Source organism: Capnocytophaga genosp. AHN8471 (assembly GCF_016806945.1).
In the GTDB taxonomy this organism is placed as follows: Bacteria; Bacteroidota; Bacteroidia; order Flavobacteriales; family Flavobacteriaceae; genus Capnocytophaga; species Capnocytophaga periodontitidis.
The window spans coordinates 1-23,267 of sequence record NZ_JAESPJ010000027.1; the positions used below are offsets into that span (position 1 = coordinate 1).

A 23,267-nucleotide genomic window follows, 5' to 3' on the forward strand; every position below is an offset into this window, starting at 1 on the left:
AGTTCAATATAACAGAACATTGATTTGCAGCTTTGTAACATAATATATTCACAGAATGATTCACCGTCAGGTGAAAATTCGTGAGATAATAAAAAATAAAGACTTTTATGCATTCCCAATTTCGTGAAAATTCGTGAAATTCGTGGGAGAACAAAAAAACATCAAAGCTGTTTATTTATTTGATTAGTAAATAATTAACCATATTTCTCTTACGTCAAACTCACGTTAAATTAGCAATATACCATTGCAACTCAGGCAGCTCAGCCAAGTCTGCCTTGTCCTATAACTAACAATAACCCTAAAAAATATCACAATCCGCGGGAAACTTTTGTAAATAAAAACATTAAAAACCAATAACTATGATGCGTAAGCGTGTTTTTCTATGTATTTTGATAAGTAGTTGGTGGGAAATGATGATACACGCACAATTGCTACCTCCTATCTATAACTATACCCCTTCTGAATACAAGGGGGAAAGTCAAAATTGGAAGATATGTCAAACTGATAACAAAAATATATATTTTGCTAACAACATAGGTCTCTTGGAGTTCAATGGAGTAGTGTGGCAGCATTACCCTTTGCCCAACGGAGCCATTGCACGTGCAGTAAGTGCCAAAGGCAACACTCTCTATACGGGAGGTTTTGCCGAATTTGGCTATTGGCAACCTAACAAATTCAACGAACTACAATACACCTCTTTAAGCCGCCAATTAAACTCCGCCGATATAGAAGACGAAGAAATATGGAAAATTATCTTTTCCGATCGCTGGGTACTGTTCCAATCGCTGCATAAAATCTTTATTTATGATACTCAGCAACAGCGTTTTAAGATAATTAGCGCTACTCATCATCTACCTAAAATCTTCAAAATAGGTGAACATATCTATTTCCAAAAGATGAAAGAAGGTTTGTTCAAACTCGTCAATGGGGAAGAAGTATTAGTTACCGATCACCCTCTCTTTCGCGAACATATCCTCATCAATCTGCTTCCTCAAAAAGAACACTTTCTATTCGTTACCCAAGACAAAGGAATTTACGAAGGTACGCCTACCCAAATTGAAGCGTGGAAAGTAAGCGCTTCTCAATTGATTAACACCCTCAATATATATAGTTGCGAACGACTAAGCGACGGCTCATTGGTGTTGGGAACTATTGCCAAGGGCGTGTATAGAATTTCTGCTAAGGGCGAGCTCTTGGAGCATTTACAACAGAAAGAAGGCTTGCAAAACAACACAGTACTCTCTATTTTTGAGGATAAAGAACACAATGTATGGCTGGGGTTAGACAATGGTATCAGTATGGTGAATTTCTTTTCACCTTTCCGTTTGTATAAAGATTATGAGGGGATACTCGGAGCAGTCTACACCTCCATTGTACATCAAGGAACCTTGTATTTGGGTACCAATCAAGGATTGTTCTACACCCCCTTCCCCTTGCAATCGAATAGTAAATTCAGTCTTGTTGAGGGAACTAACGGACAGGTTTGGCAACTAAAAGTAGTAGAAAATACACTGTTCTGCGGTCATAATTCGGGTACGTTTATTATAGAAAACCACCAAGCTACCTCTATATGTAACCTATTGGGTACGTGGGATGTAAAACCTATAGCAGGGCACCCTAATTGGCTTTTACAAGGCAATTACGAAGGCTTGCATTTGCTCGAAAAGAAAGATGGGCGTTGGCAGTATCGCAATAAAATAGAGGGATTCAACGTGTCGAGTAGATTTTTTGAGTTTATCTCATCTACTGAACTATTGGTGAGCCACGAGTACAAAGGGGTCTTTCGCTTGCAACTGAATGATGATTTTACCAAAGTAACCCAAATACACAAAGAAACTTCTGCCCCAATAGGGCGCAAGTCGGCAATTGCTAAATTCCGTAATGAGATTTGGTATTTTACTGAAAAAGGCTTGTTTAAATATAACACTACAACCCATAAATTTGTACAAGATGAAGCCCTTACACAGCAGCTGTTCCACCAAGATAGTTACCTATCGGGCACCCTTGTGCAAAGTAAGGACGAGGGCTTGTGGGCGTTTACCCAGCACAATATCGTAAAGATAGCACAAGGCAAACTCGATAGTGCTCCTCAGCTGAAAAAAATGCCCCTCTCAGCATCGTTTCGCAAAGACCTCGTTGGCTATGAAAATCTTTATGAATACCGCGAAGGCGACTGCTTGTTGGGTACCAGCACGGGCTTTATGAGCTTTGTGTTCAACCAAGTAACCCATACCCCCTATGAGGTGCATATAAACCACATCAGCAGTAGTAGGGTAGAGGGGGCTTTGCGTGCCATCGCCATAGATACCAAGGAAATAACCTTTAATAATGCCGAAAATAACTTCACTTTTAGTTATAGCGTACCGTCCTATTGCGGTATGTTCCCCTCAGTATACCAATACAAACTCGAAGGACTCTATGAGCACTGGAGCGACTGGAGTGAAGAGGCTACTGTGCGTTTTGAAAACCTGCCTGCTGGTGACTATACTTTTTTGGTAAGAGCCAAAGTAGGTGATGCTGTCTCACCAAATACCGCCTCTTTTCATTTCGTGATTCGCAAACCTTGGTATGCCACTAATGTGATGATAGTCTTTTACATTGCACTTCTATGCGGATTGCTTTTGGTGGTGCATCGCGTGTATAGAGTGCATTACAAGCGTCATAAGAAAAAAGTAGAGCAAGAAAAAGAAAAGGAACTCGCCCTGATGCAATTAGAGAACGACCGTACCGTGATGCAACTCCGCAATGATAAACTCCAAAGTGAAGTAGAGAGCAAAAACCGTGAACTTGCGGCAACTACTATGAGCATAGTGCGCAAAAACGAACTGCTGATGAGTATCAAAGAGGCTCTTTTGAGCAGTGGTAATGGCAAAGAAGTGCTACATATTGTAGACGATAATATCAACAGTGAAGGCGATTGGGAACATTTCCAAGAAATTTTTAACCAAACCGACCGTGATTTTCTCAATCGTCTTAAAGCCCTCCACCCCGATTTAACCCCCAACGACATCAAACTGTGCATTTACTTGCGATTGAACCTTTCCAGCAAAGAAATAGCTCCATTGCTAAATATCTCTACCCAAAGTATAGAAATCAAGCGTTATCGCCTCCGCAAAAAGATGCTTTTAGAGCGCAATCAAAACCTTACCGATTATATTTTAAAACTCTAAAAGTCATCGCAAACTTTACCAAAGATAGTTTTAACATTCTATCACCTATACATTACCTATACAACTCCGTTTTTTAACACTTTCTTTTACCTGTTTTTTACCTTTACACTCACTTTGTAAAATATTTATAAATATACTATAATACAATCAATTAAAAAATGAAACTTATCAATAATCAACTATACAAACCCCAAAAAATAGCCCTTGTATATTTTTTGTATAGGTAAAATCTTTTGCGTGTTGAAAAATTGCGTTTATCTTTGCGCTGTAATTAAAACATAAACCAAAAGAAAGGAAAAGCAATATATATGAAAACATTTTTCTTACCTATTCTACTGTTTTTATGTACAAGTTTGGCAATGGCTCAAACTTATCGCATAAAAGGAAATGTGAAAGACGCTACGGGTACCCCTATGATAGGTGTTTCGGTAGTGGTCAAAGGCACTACACACGGTGTCTCTACCGATTTTGACGGGAATTTTACCTTAGAAAATGTCAAAAAAGGTCAGTTGTTAGTTTTCTCTTATGTAGGCTACACTACCCAAGAGAAAATGATAGCCAATGGCAATCCGCTAAATATCATTTTGGAAGAGGATACACAAACCCTCGGTGAAGTGGTGCTTATTGGCTATGGTACTCAAAAGGTAAAGGACGTAACAGGTTCTGTATCGGTAGTGGATGCCAAAACTATCAACGACCTCAAACCGGTAGATGCCGCTACTGCCCTGCAAGGTACTACCTCAGGGGTGAGCGTAAACAAGGCTTCGGGTTCACCTGGAGGGAAGATAAACATTCTCATTCGCGGAGTGAGTTCTAACGGTAGCAACGAACCTTTGGTAATTATCGACGGTTACGAAGGGGCACTGAACAGTATCAACCCTGAGGATATCGAGAGTCTTACTGTATTGAAAGATGCGCAAGCAGCTATCTATGGTATCAAAGGAGCCAATGGGGTAGTGCTCGTAACTACTAAGGGGGGACGTAAAAATACACCTTTGGAAGTGAAAATCAGTTCGTATGCAGGTATCCAGCAAACTACCAAAAAGTTGGATTATATGAACGCTACCGAGTATGCCGCCTTGCTCAACGAAAGTTATGCAGCCAACGGTCAGCCATTACCTTTTGCTAATTTAGCTTCTTTAGGTAAAGGTATTAATTGGCAAGATGAGGTCTTCAAAAATACGACAATTTCCGATGTAACTGCCAGCATCTCTGGCGGAGGAGAGAAATTCAGCTATTACTTTGGTGCTTCTCACCTCACTCAAGACGGTATTGTCGCTCCCGAAAAATCTAACTTTAAACGCAACAATGTGAAAGTGAGTTTGGGTGCCGATATTTCTCCAAAACTCAAGATGAACTTCACTGCCAATTATTACAACAACAAGCGCAAAACCATTGAGGAAAACGGTTTGGGAGCAGTGCTCTTCAACGCTTTGAACTTCTCACCTACCTATAAATTAGACGACGAGGATTTAACAGGTTTCTTGGGTAATGAGGTGATCAACCCTTTAGCACAGATTAAAAATACTTATAATCAGTACGATGGCAATGGCTTAGAAGGTAACTTTCAGTTGAGTTATAACCTCATCAAAGGTTTAGACCTCATTTCACGCATCGGTTTTAAAACCTATAACGATGAGAAAAAAGATTTCCAACCACTGAGCTTCTTTGGTACGGGCAAAATCTTCAACCGCAGTCGTAGTACGGTAACTCAGGAAAAGAATGAAACACACGCTTATACGTGGGAGACTTTTGCTACTTATAACAAAACTTTCTGGAAAAACCACAACACTTCACTCACTGTGGGTACTAGTGCGCAACGCAACTGGGGCAGTGGACTCAGTGCTACAGGTTACGACGTGCCTAACAACTCTTGGGACTTTGCCGATATAGGTCTCACCACAGGTACGAACAACAGCAAAACTGATAACTCGTATACGAACGATTCGCGTCTTACCTCTTTCTTCGGTCGTTTGCAATACGATTATAAGAGCAAATACCTCCTGTCAGCAATGTTGCGCCGTGATGCTTCTTCAGACTTCCCGAAAGATAACCGTGCCGACTTGTTTTCATCAGTAACTGCCGGTTGGAAAGTATCCGACGAAAGTTTCCTAAAAGATAGCAAATGGATAGACTTCCTCAAATTGCGCGGTAGTTACGGTACACTCGGTAACAATGCCGGTAAAAACCTTTATAAGGCAATTTTAAACGGGGAAGCTGTGTACGTGTTCAACGGACAGATAGTGCGCGGAAAAGCTGTAGGCAAATTGCCAAACCCAAGTGCCAAATGGGAAGTAGCCGAAAAGTTAGATGTCGGTTTTGACTTCAATACACTTGGCAACCGCTTGTCGTTAGTATTCGATTATTTTATAGAAAACCGCAACGATTTGCTCATCTCTAATTTCCCTGTCTCAGGGATTATAGGAACGGCTGCACCAGGGGCTTCAAACCCTACTGTGAATGCAGGGAATACCCAAAATAAAGGCTTTGAGGTGGCGTTAGGTTATAAAAGTGATGTAACCAAACCTTTTTCTTGGGGCTTTAACTACAATATCACCCGTTTAGACGGCAAAGTGGTGTCAATCAATGGTGATGTGATTCCAGAAGGAGGGGCTTTCAGCGTCGGTCAGTTAGCGCCTGCACGTATGGAAGTGGGTCAACCTATTGGTTACTTCTACGGTTTGCAAGCCGATGGAATTTTCCAAAACCAAGCTGAGGTAGATGCGCACCCTTCACAACTCGCTTTAGGGGCTCCTGCCAAACCTGGCGACATCAGGTATAAAGATGTGAATGGCGATGGAGTCATCGATTTTAAAGACCGCACTTATTTGGGTAAACCTACCGCCACTTACTATATGGGCTTGAACCTCAATGCGAAGTATAAAAACTTTGATTTCTCGACCTATATGTATGCCGAGCTCGATAAAGAGATGGTGCGCAACTACGAGCGTTCACAACCTAACGTAAACCGTCAGCGTTTATATCTTGACCGTTGGCGTGGTGAGGGTACTAGCAATAGCACACCTCGTGTAACTACGGGAGCAACTACTAATAATCTGTTCTCAAGTTTCTTTGTAGAAGACGCCTCATTCTTGCGCGTTCAGAATATACAGTTGGGTTATTCTATCCCTGCCTCAGTGTTAGAAAGTGTGAAGATGAAGAGCTTCCGCGTATATTTTTCAGTAAACAACGCCTTTACGTTCACTAAGTACAAAGGTTATGATCCTTCAGCTACTTCTGGTGATGCCATTGGTGGAGGTATTGATTACGGCTTCTATCCACAAGCCCGTCAGTTTATCTTAGGATTTAATACCTCATTCTAAAAAGTCGTTCCATCTAACAGCGAAGCCACCAATCTCATCAGCGTAAGCTGAAATTCGTGTAAATTCGTGCGATTCGTAGGCGAAAAAACTATCAGCGTAAGCTGAAGTTTGTGGGCTGTTCTATAACATATAAAAACATAAACAAATGAAAACGATACACCACATACAAAAATGGACAGTAGGGCTAATGCTCCTCGCCTTTGCTCTTGCTTGTTCCGACGATTTTCTCGACAAAACCAAACAGTACGAGATAAACTCCGAAAGTTACTTCAATTCTAAAGAAGATTACCAAAATGCGCTGATTGCATCCTACAACTTGTTGCATTCTACGTATATAAATGTATTGATGGGCGAAATTGCCTCCGATAATACCCTTTGCGGAGGGGAAGGAGCATCGGATGTAATAGGCTTTCAGCAAATAGACCAGATGATTCATACTCCTGTCAATGCACAACTCAAAAACTTGTGGGACTGGATGTTTGCTGGTGTAAACCGCACGGCTTATATCTTGGAATTCCAAAACAAAACAGCCTTTGAGGGCAAAGAGATGATCATTGCCGAAACACATTTCCTTCACGCTTATTACAATTTTGAACTCGTGAAATGGTTCGGAGCAATTCCTCTTAAAGAAAACAAACGCTTTGAGCGTGGTGACGAACAAAAAATACCTCGTTTTCCTGTGAGTGAGGTCTATGCTTCTATTGAGAAAGACCTTTTGGCTGCCATTCCTCACTTGCCTACAACACCCCCCGACGGTCAAGTAGGGCGTGCTACCAAAGGTGCGGCTCAAGCCCTCCTCGGCAAGGTATATTTATACCAAAACAAGTTTGCCGAAGCTGCTCAAGTATTAGAAACTGTGATACATAGCAATACCTATTCTCTTGTAACCGACTATGCGTCTATCTTTGAAAAAGAAGGTGAAAATGGTGCTGAATCGGTATTCGAGATACAATACACCGATGCTGAAGGTGCGAGCTTCGACTGTTTGCAATGTAGCAAAGGGAATGTAGCGGTAGGGTTTAACAGTATCCGCAACTACAACGGTCCTGTGTTCGATTCTGGCTATAGTTTTAACGTACCTGTACAAGAAGCTGTCGATGCTTTTGAAGCAGGCGACCTCCGCAAAGATGTTGCTATCTTGGATATCGTCGCGTGGGCAGCCGCGAACAACGCTACTTATGCCGAAGGTTACAAACATACAGGCTATTTCAATAGAAAATATATTGCTCGCAAAGGCGACCTCAATAGCCCCGACCAAAACCTTACCAACCCTAATAACTATCGTGCCATTCGCTATGCCGATGTACTCTTAATGGCTGCCGAAGCGCTCAACCGTGGTAATATCAGCGATGAACGTGCTCGTGACTATCTCAACCAAGTGCGCAAACGTGCCTTTGGCGATGAAAATCATAATATTACGGTGTCAGGCACTGCTCTTACCGAAGCAATTTGGAAAGAACGCCGTGTAGAGTTCTTAGGCGAAGGCTTGCGCTTTTTCGACTTAGTCCGCACGGGTAAAGGTACCGAAATACAAGGCTTTACTGCCAATAAAAACGAAGTCTTCCCCATACCCCACGAAGAAATTCGTTACGCCAACGGCAATTGGCAACAAAACCAAGGATACTAATTACCTCTTATCTAAATTAAAATGAAAGCACTCAAAACCCTAATAGCACTACTGCTCCTCATTGGAATGGTAGCTTGCGAAAAAGATAAGGACGATCTCAGTTTCGTCCAAAATGCCACTGCTCCTACCGATGTCTCAGCGAAATTTCAGGTGAGCACCGATAACTCAGGAGCTGTAACCATCACGCCAATAGCTACGGGAGTAACCTCCTACAAGGTCTACTTTGGCGATAGCACTGCAACTCCCACTGTGGTAAAAGCAGGTGGTTCGGTAACACACACTTATGCTGAAGGTAGTTACCAAGTGAAAATAGTAGCCGTGAACATCGCTGGCAAGGAGGCCGAAGCAACTTTGCCTTTAGAGATGTCGTTCCGCGCTCCTGAGAATGTAGAAGTAACTGTGGCTAACGACCAAGCGGTTTCTAAGAAAGTGAATGTAACGGCTAAAGCTAACTTTGCGATTACCTATGATGTGTATTTCGGTGAAAGCGCTGATGAAAAACCGGTATCTGGTAATATAGGTGAAGCAGTTTCGCACATTTATAAGCAAACAGGCACTTATACCCTTACGATAGAGGTGAAAGGTGCTGGCAAACAAACTACCAAAGTACAAAAAACGGTACGAGTAATTGCTTTGCAACAGCCTACTACTGCGGCTCCTCAACCTCCAATCCGCAAAGCACAAGAGGTCGTTTCGCTTTTCAGCGGACGATATACCAATGTGGCAGGTACCGATTTCAATCCTAATTGGGGTCAAGCCACTGCCTACAACCTCTTTAAGTTGGGTACTGATGAAATCTTGCAATACGCTCATCTCAATTATCAAGGTATCCAATTTGCTCGAGAAATCGACCTATCGGCGATGGAGTTCTTACATTTAGACGTTTGGACTGCCGATGCTACCGCTTTAGATATCTATTTGATTAGCAAAAGCACAGGCGCTGACGGTGAGAAGTTTGTCAAAAAGACCCTCACTGCCGATAAGTGGACAAGCATCGATATTCCGCTAAGCGACTATACCAAACAAGGATTTGTAATCACCGATGTACACCAAATCAAATTAGTAGGACAAGGTACCGTATTTATCGACAACTTGTATTTCTACAAAAAATCGAATACCGTGATAATCGAAAACTTTGAAGGTACAGCTCCCGAATTTACTACCTTTGGTGATATGGCAAATGTAGAAGTAGTTGCCAACCCCAATACTACAGGCAATACATCTACTAAAGTAGTAAAAATGGTGCGCACCAAAGGTAGCCAAACGTGGGCAGGTGCGTTCTTCACTTCCGAAAATTTGGATATGAACGCTCATAAAGTCCTTAAATTGAAAGCGCTATCACCTAAAACAGGTATTGTTGTAAAAGTAAAATTAGAGAATGCTGCGGGTAATATTTCTAAAGAAGTAGATGCTCGTATCACCAAAAAGAACACTTGGGAAGAACTTTCGTTTGATTTTACTGGCATTGATACCAGCGCAACCTATACTAAAGTAGTTGTTTTCTTCGACTTTGGTGAAAAAGGTGATGATACCACTTATTACTACGACGAAATAACACTGAATTAATTGCTCGTGCAACTCGCACCAAATTAACAAATTAAAATGAAAACCTTAAATCTTTTAACCCTATTAGTTGCTTTTGTCTTTATAAGTTGTAAAGATAAGCACGAGTTTGGAGACCTTACACCTCCTTCTAATGTAAATGCCTCGTTCAGTATTGTGGGGGCTGATAACTCTCATCCTCACGGCGACGGCACGGGTTTGGTGAACTTTGTAGTAACCGCCCAAAACGCCATTTCTTACCGTGTCGATTTCGGCGACGGCAAGACCGAAATGGCTCCCTCTGGTAAAATCCAACACCGCTATACCAAAGTAGGTACGAACAAATTTACAGCAGTAGTAAGTGCTGTAGGTGCAGGAGGCTCAATGAGTTCTGTGTCTTTAGAATTGGAAGTATATAGTTCCTTCTCCGATGCTGAAGCCGAAAATATGCTAGCTGGTAAGAATGTAGGCGACACTAAAACTTGGTATTGGGCTGCCAATGTAGCGGGATATGCAGGCTTAGGTCCTCAAGAAAGTGGCGACAATGGCGAATATGGCTACCCCGCTTGGTGGCAAGCAACACCATTCGACCCTACTCGTACTTGTATGTTCGAAAATTCCTTTATCTTCACCCGTACAGCTAATGGTATTACCTATAAACAAACTGCCAACCACGTGTTTATACCAGGAGCCTATGCTGAGGTGTTAGGTGTAGCTAAAGACCAATGTCACGGCACCGATGTAGTACCTACGATTACAGGTGAGAAACAAGTGTCCTTCGTGCCTTCTACTTCCAAAGCCGCTACCCAAGGTAAGTACGACAACAAAGCCTATCGCGGTACAGCTATCGAGCTCTCCAATGGTGGTATGCTCGGTTGGTGGGTAGGAGCAAGCACTTATGATATCATCAGCCTTACCGATACACAACTTGTCGTGCGCGTGATGCAACCTAATAGTCAGTTTGCTTGGTATCACATTTTTACCACTACCAAACCTTCCGAAAATAGCTTTACGAACCTTGTGTGGTACGACGAGTTTAACAAAGCGGGCACCCCCGATGCGACCAAATGGACGTATGATTTAGGCAAAGGTAGTAATGGTTGGGGTAATAACGAGTTGCAAACATACACCAAAGACCCCGAAAATGTGAAAGTTCAAAACGGTGTGCTCAAAATTACTGCCAAAGCCGATGGCAGTGGAGGGTATACTTCTGCACGACTCAAAACTGAAGGTTTGTATGGTTTCAAATATGGCAAAGTGGAAATCAAAGCCAAATTGCCTGCTGCCAAAGGTACCTGGCCTGCAATGTGGTTCTTGGGTAACAACTTTGCTACCGAGGGCTGGCCTAAATGTGGCGAAATAGATATGCTCGAACAAAAAGGTAATAAAAAGACCCATATACTCGGCGCTTGCCATTGGTACGACACCGATAACAACCGTCAGGGCGATTACGACAAAGAAACTGAATTTGCAAACACTTCTGCAGATTTTCATATCTATACGATGACGTGGACAGAAAAAAAGATTATCTTTGCAATCGATAACAAGAACTATTTCGAGATGAACAATAACGCCAAAATGCCTTTCAACCAAAAATTCTTCCTCATTCTAAACGTCGCAATGGGAGGAACATTGGGAGGTCAGGTAGCTAATAATTTCACCGAAGATAGCCTTGAAATCGATTATGTGAGAATTTATCAGTAAATACTATCGCAAACTTTTTATGTAGGGCGCTGTCCAAAAAGTATCAAAATCGCTTTTGCGTCGCTACACTTTGCCAAAGTTTTAATTGCTCGTCGTGCTACGACCTTTGGCAAAGTTGATTAATCTGATTATCAATAGCTTTTGTAGTATGTTATGTAGGGGCGTTTTGCAAACGCCCACATAAATAAAACTTTTCGGACACCCTCACATAATATATCATTTTTGTAAATTCGTGAGTTTTATCGAACTCACCTTAAAATAAGTTTTATGAAGAAATTAATCTGTGCTGTTACTGTCTTATTTGCTGTAGTAGCTTGTAACAATTCGTCAAAAACCGACGATAAAACCCCTGTGAAATGGGAGTCCTTCAGTGGCGATAAAAACATCGAACGCAAGGTAGATTCTTTGTTAGCACTGATGACCTTAGAGGAAAAAATCGGACAACTTACTCAGTTTGCCGCTAATTGGGATGTTACAGGCCCCGTAATGTCCGATGACTTTCAGCCTTATCTCGAAAAAGGTCTCGTAGGTAGTGTGTTCAATGCTGTTACCGTGCCTGGAGTGCGCAAATTGCAGGATATAGCTGTCAAGAAAACTCGCTTGGGTATCCCTATTCTCTTTGGTTACGACGTGATTCACGGTTATAAAACCATATTTCCTATGTCGCTTGCCGAAGCCTGCTCTTGGGATTTAGACCTAATGCGCCAAACTGCTGCTATTGCTGCCGAAGAAGCTGCTGCCGATGGCATCAAATGGACGTTCGCCCCTATGGTCGACCTAGCTCGCGACCCACGCTGGGGGCGTGTGATGGAAGGCGCTGGCGAAGACCCTTTCTTGGGAAGTGAAATCGCCAAAGCTCGCGTACAAGGTTTTCAAGGAGGTTCCGACTGGCATTCGCTTAGCAAAACCAATACTGTCTTAGCGTGCGTAAAACACTTTGCTGCCTATGGTGCTGCCGAAGCAGGGCGCGACTACAATACTGCCGAGCTCTCTCAGCACACCCTTTGGAATGCCTATCTACCACCATATAAAGCAGCGATCGATGCTGGAGTGGGCACCGTAATGGCTTCCTTCAACGAGGTAAACGGTATCCCTGCAACTGCCAATCGCTACCTAATGACCGATATCCTTCGCAAGCAATGGGGCTTTAAAGGCTTTGTAGTAACCGATTATACCGGTATTAACGAACTGATTCCTCACGGTGTTGCGGTTGATAATAAGCACGCTGCCGAGTTAGCAATCAATGCTGGTATTGATATGGATATGACAGGCGCTAACTTTATCAAGCACCTCAAAAAATCAGTCGAAGAGGGTAAGGTAAAAGAAGAGACTATCAACACCGCTGTACGCCGTATCTTGGAAATGAAATTCGTATTGGGCTTATTTGACGACCCTTACAAGTTCCTCGATGAGAATCGCGCCAAAACAACCCTTATGAAACCGGAGTTCTTGCAAGTAGCCCGCACTGCGGTTGCTAAATCAGTGGTATTGCTCAAAAACAACGCCGAGGTATTGCCTATCACTCCCGATATGCCGAAAAAGGTAGCTCTCATAGGCCCTATGGTAAAAGATTCTATCAACCAAAATGGCGAATGGCAAGGTCGCGGCGACCGTGAACTCAGCGCTTCTCTTTTCAAAGGATTACAAGAAGTGTATAAAGATAGTAAGGTGCAGTTTAGCTATGCCAAAGGTTGTACACTTACTGCCACTACTTCTGCCGATATTGCCAAAGCAGTAGCCACCGCACGCACCGCTGATGTAGCAGTGGTAGCCTTAGGTGAAGACTATAACTGGTCTGGTGAATCCGCTTGCCTTACCGATATACGTTTGCGCGCTCCTCAACGTGAATTGCTCCGTGCCCTCAAACAAACAGGCAAACCTATAGTGTTATTAGTGTATAGCGGTCGTCCGCTCGACCTCAGTGAAGAAAGTGAATTAGCCGATGCTATTTTGCAAGTGTGGTTCCCTGGAACCCAGTCAGGTTATGGCATCGCCGATGTATTATCAGGTAAGTACAACCCTTCAGGGCGTTTGGTGATGAGTTTTCCTCGTAATGTTGGACAAGTGCCTATCTATTACAATCACAAGAACACCGGTCGCCCCGTTGATCCTAATAACCCAACAGTTGATTACCGTTCTAAATATGAGGATGCGCCTGTCACACCGCTCTATCCTTTTGGTTACGGATTGAGCTACACCACCTTTAATATTAGTAATGTACAGCTCAGCAGTGCCACCCTCAGTAAAGGAGGTAAACTCACCGTTACAGCCCAAGTAGCCAATACCGGCAAGCGCGATGGTGAAATAGTAGTGCAATTATATATTCGCGATTTGGTGGGTAGTGTAACCCGTCCGGTGAAAGAGCTCAAAGGTTTCCAAAAAGTCGCACTCAAAGCCGGCGAAAGCAAACAAGTGCAGTTTGAAATCACCGAAGACCTCTTAGCCTTCTACAACGCCGATTTGAAAAAGGTAACCGAACCCGGCGCTTTCAAACTCTGGGTAGCCCAACACTCCGCCGATAACAGCAACGAAAAAGATTTTGAACTAAAGTAGATTTTTTTTCTTTCATTATTGCTAAACTTTGCCAAAGGTTTTAATAGCTTATCCTGCTACACCTTTGGCAAAGTCATTTTATAAACTGACTATTCGGCTCACAACCTATCCCTAAAATAACGTCAGTTCGATATAACAGAATATTGATTTACAGCTTTATATCATAATATATTCACAAAATAATTCACCGTCAGGTGAAAATTCGTGAGATAATAAAAAAATAAAGACTTTTATACACTCCCAAATTCGTGAAAATTCGTGAAATTCGTGGGAGATTAAAAATATTTTACTGATTGTTAAGTAATTACTTACTTCGAACTCACGTTAAAATAAAGAGAAATATGAAAAGAAAAGTAATATTTTTCAGCTCCCTTATAATAATTCTTATAGCACTATATATCTATAGTTTTATAGAAGATATAAAATCTTATGATAGTTTTAGCTTTTTGTTAGCTAAAGGTTTTTTAAAAACAATCCCACTGGCACTAATTATCGCAAAATGGCTAAAAGAATTCAAAGAAAATAATTGAGTTTTTCCCGATCCTTTCCAAGAGTACCCACTGCTCCCACAACTCCCACTGCTCCCACAACTCCCACCGCTCCCACCACTCTCACCCCCTCCCATCGCTCCCACCACTCCCATAATCCCCACCATCTTTTTCCAGCTTGTCCCCCTTCGGGGGTTCGGGGGCTATCTCGCACCTTCCACAACTCCCACCATCTTTTTCCGGCTTGTCCCCCTTCGGGGGAACGGGGGCTCTCCCACCATTCCCACAACTCCCACCGCTCCCACACTCTCGCCACCTGCCGAGTAAGTGAGTCAGCGCCTTTCCGAGATTCTCATTTCATACCTCCCATATACACCCATCTGATTATCAACATCTTAAAAAATATTTTACCAAAAATCATAAAAAAATCTCTCAAAAATTTTGGAGGTTTCAAAATTTGTTATACTTTTGCGCTCTGTAAGACAAAAACGCCGGCATAGCTCAGTTGGCCAGAGCACGTGATTTGTAATCTCGGGGTCGTGGGTTCGAATCCCTCTGCCGGCTCAAAATAAGTACATATTTTAATAGTTTAAAATTTTTTACTCGGGGAGATACTCAAGCGGCCAACGAGGGCAGACTGTAAATCTGCTGGTTTTACCTTCACAGGTTCGAATCCTGTTCTCCCCACTGTCATATTTTTATTTTTTGCGGGAGTAGCTCAGTTGGTAGAGCGTCAGCCTTCCAAGCTGAATGTCGCGAGTTCGAACCTCGTCTCCCGCTCTTTTTGTGTATGCTGATGTAGCTCAGGGGTAGAGCACTTCCTTGGTAAGGAAGAGGTCACGAGTTCAAATCTCGTCATCAGCTCATATTATCTTTTGTACACACATCAAACACTCATTTATATAACTAAGATTTAAAATTTATTTAAAATGGCAAAAGAAACATTTGATCGTTCCAAACCCCACTTGAATATTGGTACAATTGGACACGTAGACCACGGTAAAACTACTTTGACAGCCGCTATTACTAAAGTATTAGCTGACGCTGGTCTTTCAGAAGTTCGTAGCTTCGATTCAATCGATAACGCTCCAGAAGAAAAAGAACGCGGTATTACCATTAATACCTCTCACGTAGAATATCAAACAGCTACTCGTCACTACGCACACGTTGACTGTCCTGGCCACGCCGACTACGTGAAAAATATGATTACCGGTGCTGCCCAAATGGACGGCGCTATCCTCGTAGTTGCCGCTACCGATGGGCCTATGCCTCAAACTCGTGAGCACATCCTTCTCGGTCGCCAAGTAGGTATTCCTCGTATCGTTGTGTTTATGAACAAAGTTGATATGGTTGATGACCCTGAATTATTGGAACTCGTAGAACTCGAAATGCGTGAACTTTTGAGCTCTTACCAATACGACGGTGATAACACTCCTATCATCCAAGGCTCTGCTCTTGGTGCTCTTAACGGTGAGAAAAAATGGGTTGACACTGTACTCGCCCTTATGGACGCTGTTGATAAATGGATCGAACTTCCAACTCGTGACGTAGATAAACCATTCTTGATGCCTATCGAAGACGTCTTCACTATCACTGGTCGTGGTACCGTTGCTACTGGTCGTATCGAAACTGGTGTAGCTAAAACAGGTGAAGCTGTTGAAATCATCGGTATGGGCGCTGATAAATTAACCTCTACTATTACTGGGGTTGAAATGTTCCGCAAAATCCTCGACCGTGGTGAAGCTGGTGACAACGTTGGTTTGTTGCTCCGTGGTATCGACAAAAAAGACATCAAACGTGGTATGGTAATCTGCAAACCAGGTTCTGTAACTCCACACGCTAAATTCAAAGCTGAGGTGTATATCCTTTCTAAAGAAGAAGGAGGTCGTCACACTCCATTCCACAACAACTACCGTCCTCAATTCTACGTACGTACTACCGACGTAACCGGTACTATCCACTTGCAACCAGGCGTTGATATGGTTATGCCAGGTGATAACGTAACTATCGAAGTAGAATTATTGCAACCTATCGCTCTTAACGTAGGTCTCCGTTTCGCTATCCGCGAAGGTGGTCGTACAGTAGGTGCTGGTCAAGTAACTGAAATCCTTGACTAATTTCTAACTTAGAATTTAAGTTATAACAATCATACAAAAAAGTTTTGGGTTCTAAAAGCTCAAAACTTTTTTAAAATACGGGTGTAGTTCAAGGGTAGAATAGCGGTCTCCAAAACCGTTGATGGGGGTTCGAATCCCTCCACCCGTGCTATAAAAATCTAAATAAACTTTGTCAAAGTCCCAAAACTCTGACAAAGTTTTTCCTTTTTCACCGCTCCACCCTCTCACCGCTCCACCCTCTCACCGCTCCTCCACCCTCTCACCGCTCCTCCACCCTCTCACCGCTCCTCCACCCTCTCACCATCTTTTTCCAGCTTGTCCCCCTTCGGGGGTTCGGGGGCTATCTCCCACCACACTCTCTATCTGCCCGTGCGGCTCGCACCTCGCACCTCACCTAAAAACCACTAAATGTTTTGATAATAAATAAAAAAGTTATATCTTTGCCTTTCAAATAAAAGTTAATAAAGATGTTGAATTATACCCCCTATAATCGTGTGGATACTTATACCAATCTTTTAAATACTTTAAGTAGATTAGAAAAGGTAGAGCTTATTAAAAAAATAGCCGACTCCTTAAAAGAAGATACTATAGATGCTGAAAAAATGGAGAGAAAAAAAAGTTTTTTCAGTTCTTTTGGAGCTTTCTCCAGCGAACAAACAGCCGAAGAAATTATTGCTGATATAAAAGAAAGTAGAAGTTTCAGAAATCGCGATTTATCTTTAGAATTATGAAATACCTATTAGATACAAATATCTGTGTGTTTTTCCTCAGGGGAAAGTTAAACTTAGATAAAATTATTAAAGAAAAAGGTTATGAGAATTGTTTTATTTCTGAACTAACAGCTTTTGAGTTGAAATATGGAGCTGAAAATAGTCTCAATCCTGAAAAGTCTCATAAGGCAGTTAATAATTTTTTAAACGGGATTAAGATTCTTCCTATTTCAGAAATAGGAGATAAATATGCAAAAATAAAAGTAAAACTTAAAAAACAAGGAACCCCAATGCACGATGAATTTGATTTAATGATAGGAGTTACAGCTCTTTTCTATAACTTGACTTTAGTAACTGATAATATTAAAGATTTTAGATTTATAGAGAACCTAGAAGTAGAAAATTGGTTTGATAGAACATATTGATAAGTATAAGAATGATTAATAAATAAACTTTGTCAAAGTCCCAAAACTCTGACAAAGTTTTTCCCTTTTCACCCCTCCCATAATCCCCACCGCTCCCCCTATCTGCCTGTGCGGCTCGCACCCCACCGCTCCCACCCCTCTCACCATCTTTTTCTAGCTTGTCCCCCTTCGGGGGTTCGGGGGCTATCTCCCACCGCTCCCCCTATCTGCCCGTGCAGCTCGCACTAAAAACCACTAAATGTTTTGATAATAAATAAAAAAGTTATATCTTTGCCTTTCAAATAAAGAATCATTAGCTCAGATTTCACATTAGAACATAGGTTAGCTGTTTTGCATCATAATCCGTGAAATCCAATAGAGATAGCTGTCAATGTCCATACAAAACTTTTGTAACGAAGATAGCTCGCTTCACTTTGCTAAAGTTGATTACTTTAATAATCAGTAGCTTTTTAGGTATGCCGTAGGGGCGATTTGCCAATTGCCCTTCAAAAAAATAAGCTATTTAAATTATTTGACTATAAAACAGAAATAATAAGAGTGTAACAAATTCTTACCTCTTACCTCTTAACTAAAAACAAATGAATATTCAAAAAAAAGATGTATTAGAAGCGCTTCGCAAAATTACCGCTCCTGGTGAAGGAAAAAATATGGTCGATAGCGGCGCTGTACAAAATATAGTAGTATTTGGAGATGAAGTAGTAGTAGATGTAGTAATCAATAACCCAAGTCTACAAGCTAAAAAACGCACTGAAGTAGAAGTGATGAAAGCCATTCACGGTGAAGTACACGAGAAAGCTAAAGTAGTAGTGAATGTGAAAGTCATCGCCCCCGAAGTGCCCGAAATCAAAGGAAAACCTATACCAGGCATCCAAAATATTATCGCTGTTGCTTCAGGCAAAGGTGGGGTAGGGAAGAGCACCGTAACTGCCAACTTAGCTGCCGCTCTCGCCAAAATGGGCTTCAAAGTAGGCCTCCTTGATGCCGATGTCTATGGCCCCTCTATCCCTATGATGTTCGATGTAGCAGATAACCGACCTCAATCGGTGGCTATCAATGGCAAATCGTTCATTCAACCCATAGAAAACTACGGTGTAAAAATCCTCTCTATTGGGTTCTTTACCAATGCCAATCAGGCAGTAATATGGCGAGGCCCTATGGCGTCCAAAGCGCTTAGCCAACTCATTTTTGAATCCTATTGGGGAGAACTCGATTTCCTCCTCATCGACCTTCCTCCAGGAACAGGCGATATTCACTTGAGTATTATGCAAGCATTGCCTATTACGGGTGCCGTAGTAGTGAGCACCCCCCAAAAAATAGCCCTCGCCGATGCCCGCCGTGGAGTAGCGATGTTCAAACAAGAAAATATCAATGTACCTGTATTGGGGATTGTAGAAAATATGGCATATTTCACCCCAGAAGAATTGCCTAATAACAAGTATTACATCTTTGGTAAAGAAGGTGCTAAAAACCTCGCTGCCGATTTGAACGTGCCTTTCTTAGGCGAAATTCCCTTAGTACAAGGCATACGCGAAGCAAGCGACGAAGGCCGACCCACAGTGCTACAAGATGGTACTCCTCAAGCAAATGCCTTCCGTACTTTAGCTCAAGAGGTCGTGAAAAGTGTCGTAGAACGCAACGAAACACTACCCCCTTCCGAAGCTATCAGAATCACCAATACCGCAGGATGCAGCAGTAATTAACAATAAAAACAATAATTAATAATTAATAATTAAACAGACAATAATCAGCAACAACATACTTGTTACCTGTTACTTGTTACCAATTACCTGATAAAAATGGAAGAACTTAAACAAGAAGTGATAAAAGCTTTAGATAAAATACGCCCCTATTTGCAAAACGACGGCGGCGATATTACTCTCGTTGATATCGAAGACGGAAAAATCGTAAAAGTACGCTTAGAAGGTACTTGCACCAACTGCTCCGTCAATCAAATCACCCTTAAAAGCGGTGTCGAAATGACTATCAAAGAGTATGTACCTCAAATCGAAAAAGTAATCAGTGTAGAATAAAACCTTAGTACTATGGCAACGAATAAAGAATCGCGTAAAGAATATTGGAAACGCAAGTGGCTTAGCAAATACCGCTTGATAGTAATGGACGATAGTACCTACGAGGAAAAAACTTCCTTCCGATTGAGCCGTCTCAATATCTTTGTCTTTGGTTCTCTCTTTGCCTTTGTACTCATTGTGCTCACTACAATACTGATTATCTATTCCCCTCTGCGCCAGTATATCTTAGGCTATACTGCCGTCGAAAACAAACGCGAAACTCTCGGACTGCTCTTCAAAGTAGATTCCTTAGAGCAAAAAATTCAAGATAACGACAAGTATTTAGCCTCTATCAAAAAAGTACTCGTCGGTGACCTGAAACCTCAACACGATAAGGATACCGCCAGCTTTAACATCTCCGACCCTAAATACGACCCCAAAGCTTATAGGGTAACCCCTAATAAACAGGATTCTATCCTCCGTCAAGAAGTAGAACAACAAGAGCAAGAACAGGAAATAGAACCTACAAACCCTTAAAAAACAGAATTAATGACAAAATTAAGTGTAAATATCAACAAAATAGCTACCCTGCGCAATGCACGCGGTGGCAATATGCCCGATTTATTACAAGTAGCCAAAGATGTGCAACGCTTTGGCGCTGAAGGGGTAACTATCCACCCCCGCCCCGATGAACGCCACATCCGTTATCAAGATGCCTTCGATTTGCTAAAAGTAATAACTACCGAATACAATATCGAAGGAAATCCCATCCCTAAATTCATCGACTTGGTCTTGCAAGTCAAACCTACCCAAGTTACCCTCGTCCCCGATGCTGAAGACGCAATCACCTCTAATGCCGGATGGGATACCATTAAACACAAAGATTTTTTAACCGAAGTAGTAACTGAGTTCAAATGCAACGGTATTCGTACCTCACTATTCGTAGACCCTGTCGAGGCAATGGTAACTGCCGCTGCCGCTACTGGTACCGATCGTGTAGAACTCTATACCGAAGGCTATGCAAGTGCCTATGCACACGGTAACAAAGCTGCTGTTGAACCCTATGTAAAAGCTGCCTTAGAAGCTCAAAAAGTAGGCTTAGGACTCAATGCCGGTCACGACTTGAGTTTGGACAACGTAAAATATTTTAGAGAGCAAATACCTAACCTCTTAGAAGTCTCTATAGGTCACGCACTTATTTGCGAAGCTCTTTATTTAGGTTTAGAAAATGTAATCCAGCTATACCTTGGAAAATTAGCTAATTAGCAAATTTTCATAGAGCTCGCACTAAATTAAGAAACTAATACATTAACATAGCAACAAAATGAAAACACATCTTACTTTAGGGGAGTTCATCATCCAAAATCAGAAGGACTTCCAACATTCAACTGGCGAACTCTCACGTTTGCTGAGTGCAATTAAATTAGCCTCTAAGCTAGTAAACCGCGAAGTAAACAAAGCGGGATTAGTAGACGACATCTTGGGGGATATGGGCAAAGAAAATATCCAAGGCGAAGTACAGAAAAAGTTAGACGTTTTCGCTAACGACCTCTTTATCCGTGCCCTTACTCAGCGCGATGTAGTATGTGGCATTGCTTCCGAAGAAAACGAATTTTTTATTCCCATTGCCTCTTCCGAGAACAGCCCCAACAGCAAGTACGTTGTGCTCATCGACCCTCTCGATGGCTCTAGCAACGCCGATGTAAATGTAACTGTCGGTACAATCTTCTCTATTTATAGACGCGTAACTCCAGTAGGGACTCCCGTACAATTAGAAGACTTTTTGCAAGAGGGTAACAAGCAAGTAGCAGCAGGTTATGTGGTCTACGGACTCTCTACAATGCTTGTTTATACTACCGGTCACGGGGTAAATGGCTTCACCCTCGACCCCTCTATCGGTACTTACTACCTCTCTCACCCTAATATGCAGTATCCTAAAGATGGCACAATCTACTCCATCAACGAAGGGAATTACGTGCATTTTCCACAAGGAGTAAAGGACTATATCAAGTATTGCCAAGCCTTAGAAGGCGATCGCCCTTATACTTCACGTTATATAGGCTCCTTAGTCTCCGATTTTCACCGCAATATGCTCAAAGGTGGTATTTATATCTACCCTTCGGGAACACGTACTCCACGTGGTAAATTGCGCTTGCTCTACGAATGTAACCCTATGGCATTCCTCACCGAACAAGCAGGAGGTAAAGCCTCCGATGGCTATACGCGCATTATGGATATCCGCCCTACAGAACTTCACCAAAGAGTACCTTTCTTCTGCGGATCAGAGAATATGGTGAAAAAGGTAGAAGAATTTATGGCAAAATATCCTAATGACAAACTTGATTATTAGTGAGTTATAAAAAAGATGATAAAAAACTTGTAAAATATTCACAAAATATTTTGCAAGTTTCAAAAATAGTACTACTTTTGCAGCCGTAATGATAAAACAACGGGTACCTTAGCTCAGTTGGTAGAGCAAAGGACTGAAAATCCTTGTGTCCCTGGTTCGATTCCTGGAGGTACCACGAGATCTTCTTCATAGAGGAAATTTTTCATATTTTTAAGGATTAGGAATTGCAAAAGCCTCAGCATTCGCTGAGGCTTTTGTTATTTAGTACTTTGTCAAAGTCCTTAATTGCCCGTGCGGCTCGCACCTTTGATAAAGTATAAGTATGTTTGTTATTAAAAAATTCTGTACCCTACCGAAATACTGAATACTTGATTAGAAGTGCTTTCTGAGCGGCTGGGTAGTATATCAGTGAAACCTATACCGTATTGAATACCCGCTGTAAAACGCTTGATTTCTACGCCTGTAGCTAAGTTAAACCCTATATCAAACGGACGTAAATCATCTGAGGTACTGTTACCAATAATTAATGAATGACTGTTTCTCACAGTGTAGTCTATTACCTTTTTCTTCTTGTAGTGAGTCCACTCTTCACGTGAATTACCCCACAAGGCAGCAGCTACATAAGGTCCTGCTTTCCACAATAAGTTTACTTTTCGCAACTTTAAGCGATAGCCTGCATAAAAAGGCATCTCTAAATAGCCATAACTGTAATGTCTTTCACTTAGGAATCTCTCTTTGTCTTCTTTGTATTTATACTTGTAAGAATGTCCTTTGGTGGTGAGCAATAACCCCGATTCAAGATAAAATCCTGTAGGAAAATTTACACTTGCCAAAGCTCCCATGTGAAATCCTGGAGTGATTGACCTTTTACTGTCGTAAGTGTCTGAATAATAAACTCCTGCAATGTTCAAACCTGCCTTTACTTCTAATCCCATTTTCACTTGTGCGCACAGAGGACTCATCATCCCCAAAAGCAGGGCTACTGCCAAAAATAATTTTGCTCTTTTCATTGTATAATGTTTTAAAGTTTACTGATTTAAAACTACAAAGCTACAAAAATAATTGTAAACCACAAATTAAAGTTCTCAAAATCACTTTTGTGTCACTACACTTTACCAAAGTTTTAATAGCTCGTCGTGCTACGACCTTTGCCAAAGTTTCTTGCCCGTACGGCTCGTACCTTTGGAAAAGTTGATTACTCTGATTATCAACAGCTTTTGTAGTATGTTATGTAGGAAAGCCAGCGATA

General features: G+C 41.8%; 18 protein-coding genes and 6 tRNA genes. 22 read left to right on the top strand and 2 right to left on the bottom strand.

Annotation, left to right across the window (positions count from 1 at the left end; all coding sequences use genetic code 11):
• The first annotated feature begins 362 nt into the window (after positions 1 to 362).
• The 7 genes from JMN12_RS11805 to JMN12_RS11835 all read left to right on the top strand — a co-directional run bounded on the left by JMN12_RS11805 (position 363) and on the right by JMN12_RS11835 (position 14,449).
• Positions 363 to 3,170: a triple tyrosine motif-containing protein gene (locus JMN12_RS11805; RefSeq protein ID WP_203139496.1), complete on the top strand. Its 2,808-nt coding sequence runs from the start codon at positions 363 to 365 to the stop codon at positions 3,168 to 3,170.
• 308 nt (positions 3,171 to 3,478) lie between these two features.
• A complete protein-coding gene (locus JMN12_RS11810) occupies positions 3,479 to 6,493 on the top strand; it encodes a SusC/RagA family TonB-linked outer membrane protein (protein WP_203139403.1) in 3,015 nt (1,004 codons plus the stop codon).
• A gap of 145 nt (positions 6,494 to 6,638) precedes the next feature.
• A complete protein-coding gene (locus tag JMN12_RS11815) occupies positions 6,639 to 8,120 on the top strand; it encodes a RagB/SusD family nutrient uptake outer membrane protein (protein WP_203139406.1) in 1,482 nt (493 codons plus the stop codon).
• Between the two features lie 21 nt (positions 8,121 to 8,141).
• Positions 8,142 to 9,686 (top strand): PKD domain-containing protein, encoded by a 1,545-nt coding sequence (locus JMN12_RS11820; protein WP_203139408.1) that lies wholly within the window; start codon positions 8,142 to 8,144, stop codon positions 9,684 to 9,686.
• 36 nt (positions 9,687 to 9,722) lie between these two features.
• Entirely contained in the window at positions 9,723 to 11,366 is a 1,644-nt protein-coding gene (locus tag JMN12_RS11825; RefSeq protein WP_203139412.1) for a family 16 glycosylhydrolase, read from the top strand.
• 267 nt (positions 11,367 to 11,633) lie between these two features.
• A complete protein-coding gene (gene bglX / locus JMN12_RS11830; protein WP_203139415.1) occupies positions 11,634 to 13,919 on the top strand; it encodes a beta-glucosidase BglX in 2,286 nt (761 codons plus the stop codon).
• A 341-nt stretch (positions 13,920 to 14,260) separates the two neighbouring features.
• On the top strand, positions 14,261 to 14,449 hold the full coding sequence (locus JMN12_RS11835) for a hypothetical protein (RefSeq protein WP_203139418.1): 189 nt from the start codon (positions 14,261 to 14,263) through the stop codon (positions 14,447 to 14,449).
• Here JMN12_RS11835 and JMN12_RS11840 read toward each other — a convergent pair.
• Positions 14,433 to 14,723, bottom strand: a complete 291-nt coding sequence (locus JMN12_RS11840; protein WP_203139421.1) for a hypothetical protein — start codon at positions 14,721 to 14,723, stop codon at positions 14,433 to 14,435. The genes JMN12_RS11835 and JMN12_RS11840 overlap by 17 nt on opposite strands.
• Positions 14,724 to 14,897: 174 nt before the next feature.
• Here JMN12_RS11840 and JMN12_RS11845 point away from each other — a divergent pair.
• The 15 genes from JMN12_RS11845 to JMN12_RS11915 all read left to right on the top strand — a co-directional run bounded on the left by JMN12_RS11845 (position 14,898) and on the right by JMN12_RS11915 (position 22,193).
• Positions 14,898 to 14,971: transfer RNA gene (locus tag JMN12_RS11845), tRNA-Thr, on the top strand.
• A 41-nt stretch (positions 14,972 to 15,012) separates the two neighbouring features.
• A tRNA-Tyr gene (locus JMN12_RS11850) sits at positions 15,013 to 15,094 on the top strand.
• A gap of 20 nt (positions 15,095 to 15,114) precedes the next feature.
• Positions 15,115 to 15,187 (top strand) — tRNA-Gly (locus JMN12_RS11855).
• Positions 15,188 to 15,199: 12 nt separating this feature from the next.
• Positions 15,200 to 15,271: transfer RNA gene (locus tag JMN12_RS11860), tRNA-Thr, on the top strand.
• A 65-nt stretch (positions 15,272 to 15,336) separates the two neighbouring features.
• On the top strand, positions 15,337 to 16,524 hold the full coding sequence (tuf, locus tag JMN12_RS11865) for an elongation factor Tu (RefSeq protein WP_009414447.1): 1,188 nt from the start codon (positions 15,337 to 15,339) through the stop codon (positions 16,522 to 16,524).
• Between the two features lie 77 nt (positions 16,525 to 16,601).
• Positions 16,602 to 16,672 (top strand) — tRNA-Trp (locus tag JMN12_RS11870).
• Between the two features lie 21 nt (positions 16,673 to 16,693).
• Positions 16,694 to 16,951, top strand: coding sequence for a hypothetical protein (locus tag JMN12_RS11875; protein ID WP_203139424.1), 258 nt, complete (start codon positions 16,694 to 16,696; stop codon positions 16,949 to 16,951).
• 40 nt (positions 16,952 to 16,991) lie between these two features.
• A complete protein-coding gene (locus JMN12_RS11880) occupies positions 16,992 to 17,255 on the top strand; it encodes a hypothetical protein (RefSeq protein ID WP_203080807.1) in 264 nt (87 codons plus the stop codon).
• A complete protein-coding gene (locus tag JMN12_RS11885; RefSeq protein WP_203080806.1) occupies positions 17,252 to 17,659 on the top strand; it encodes a PIN domain-containing protein in 408 nt (135 codons plus the stop codon). Before JMN12_RS11880 ends, JMN12_RS11885 begins: the two co-directional genes overlap by 4 nt.
• Positions 17,660 to 18,237: 578 nt before the next feature.
• Positions 18,238 to 19,359 carry an Mrp/NBP35 family ATP-binding protein gene (locus JMN12_RS11890; RefSeq protein WP_203139426.1) on the top strand — a complete coding sequence of 374 codons (1,122 nt, stop codon included), beginning with the start codon at positions 18,238 to 18,240 and terminating at the stop codon, positions 19,357 to 19,359.
• A gap of 90 nt (positions 19,360 to 19,449) precedes the next feature.
• Positions 19,450 to 19,689: a NifU family protein gene (locus JMN12_RS11895; protein ID WP_193433084.1), complete on the top strand. Its 240-nt coding sequence runs from the start codon at positions 19,450 to 19,452 to the stop codon at positions 19,687 to 19,689.
• A gap of 12 nt (positions 19,690 to 19,701) precedes the next feature.
• The gene (locus JMN12_RS11900) at positions 19,702 to 20,205 is read left to right on the top strand and encodes a hypothetical protein (RefSeq protein ID WP_009414444.1); all 504 of its coding nucleotides are present in this window, start codon (positions 19,702 to 19,704) and stop codon (positions 20,203 to 20,205) included.
• A gap of 12 nt (positions 20,206 to 20,217) precedes the next feature.
• Positions 20,218 to 20,934, top strand: coding sequence for a pyridoxine 5'-phosphate synthase (locus JMN12_RS11905; RefSeq protein ID WP_203139429.1), 717 nt, complete (start codon positions 20,218 to 20,220; stop codon positions 20,932 to 20,934).
• A gap of 58 nt (positions 20,935 to 20,992) precedes the next feature.
• On the top strand, positions 20,993 to 22,018 hold the full coding sequence (gene fbp, locus JMN12_RS11910; protein ID WP_203139432.1) for a class 1 fructose-bisphosphatase: 1,026 nt from the start codon (positions 20,993 to 20,995) through the stop codon (positions 22,016 to 22,018).
• Between the two features lie 102 nt (positions 22,019 to 22,120).
• Positions 22,121 to 22,193: transfer RNA gene (locus JMN12_RS11915), tRNA-Phe, on the top strand.
• A 157-nt stretch (positions 22,194 to 22,350) separates the two neighbouring features.
• On the opposite strand, the gene JMN12_RS11920 is transcribed toward JMN12_RS11915, so the two are convergent.
• Positions 22,351 to 23,028, bottom strand: coding sequence for a porin family protein (locus JMN12_RS11920; protein ID WP_203139436.1), 678 nt, complete (start codon positions 23,026 to 23,028; stop codon positions 22,351 to 22,353).
• Between the last annotated feature and the right edge of the window lie 239 nt (positions 23,029 to 23,267).

Coding starts and splice junctions, on each gene's coding strand:
- JMN12_RS11805 (WP_203139496.1), top strand. CDS start 363: ATGCGTAAGCGTGTTTTTCTATGTATTTTGATAAGTAGTTGGTGGGAA.
- JMN12_RS11810 (WP_203139403.1), top strand. CDS start 3,479: ATGAAAACATTTTTCTTACCTATTCTACTGTTTTTATGTACAAGTTTG.
- JMN12_RS11815 (WP_203139406.1), top strand. CDS start 6,639: ATGAAAACGATACACCACATACAAAAATGGACAGTAGGGCTAATGCTC.
- JMN12_RS11820 (WP_203139408.1), top strand. CDS start 8,142: ATGAAAGCACTCAAAACCCTAATAGCACTACTGCTCCTCATTGGAATG.
- JMN12_RS11825 (WP_203139412.1), top strand. CDS start 9,723: ATGAAAACCTTAAATCTTTTAACCCTATTAGTTGCTTTTGTCTTTATA.
- bglX (WP_203139415.1), top strand. CDS start 11,634: ATGAAGAAATTAATCTGTGCTGTTACTGTCTTATTTGCTGTAGTAGCT.
- JMN12_RS11835 (WP_203139418.1), top strand. CDS start 14,261: ATGAAAAGAAAAGTAATATTTTTCAGCTCCCTTATAATAATTCTTATA.
- tuf (WP_009414447.1), top strand. CDS start 15,337: ATGGCAAAAGAAACATTTGATCGTTCCAAACCCCACTTGAATATTGGT.
- JMN12_RS11880 (WP_203080807.1), top strand. CDS start 16,992: ATGTTGAATTATACCCCCTATAATCGTGTGGATACTTATACCAATCTT.
- JMN12_RS11885 (WP_203080806.1), top strand. CDS start 17,252: ATGAAATACCTATTAGATACAAATATCTGTGTGTTTTTCCTCAGGGGA.
- JMN12_RS11890 (WP_203139426.1), top strand. CDS start 18,238: ATGAATATTCAAAAAAAAGATGTATTAGAAGCGCTTCGCAAAATTACC.
- JMN12_RS11900 (WP_009414444.1), top strand. CDS start 19,702: ATGGCAACGAATAAAGAATCGCGTAAAGAATATTGGAAACGCAAGTGG.
- JMN12_RS11905 (WP_203139429.1), top strand. CDS start 20,218: ATGACAAAATTAAGTGTAAATATCAACAAAATAGCTACCCTGCGCAAT.
- fbp (WP_203139432.1), top strand. CDS start 20,993: ATGAAAACACATCTTACTTTAGGGGAGTTCATCATCCAAAATCAGAAG.
- JMN12_RS11920 (WP_203139436.1), bottom strand. CDS start 23,028: ATGAAAAGAGCAAAATTATTTTTGGCAGTAGCCCTGCTTTTGGGGATG.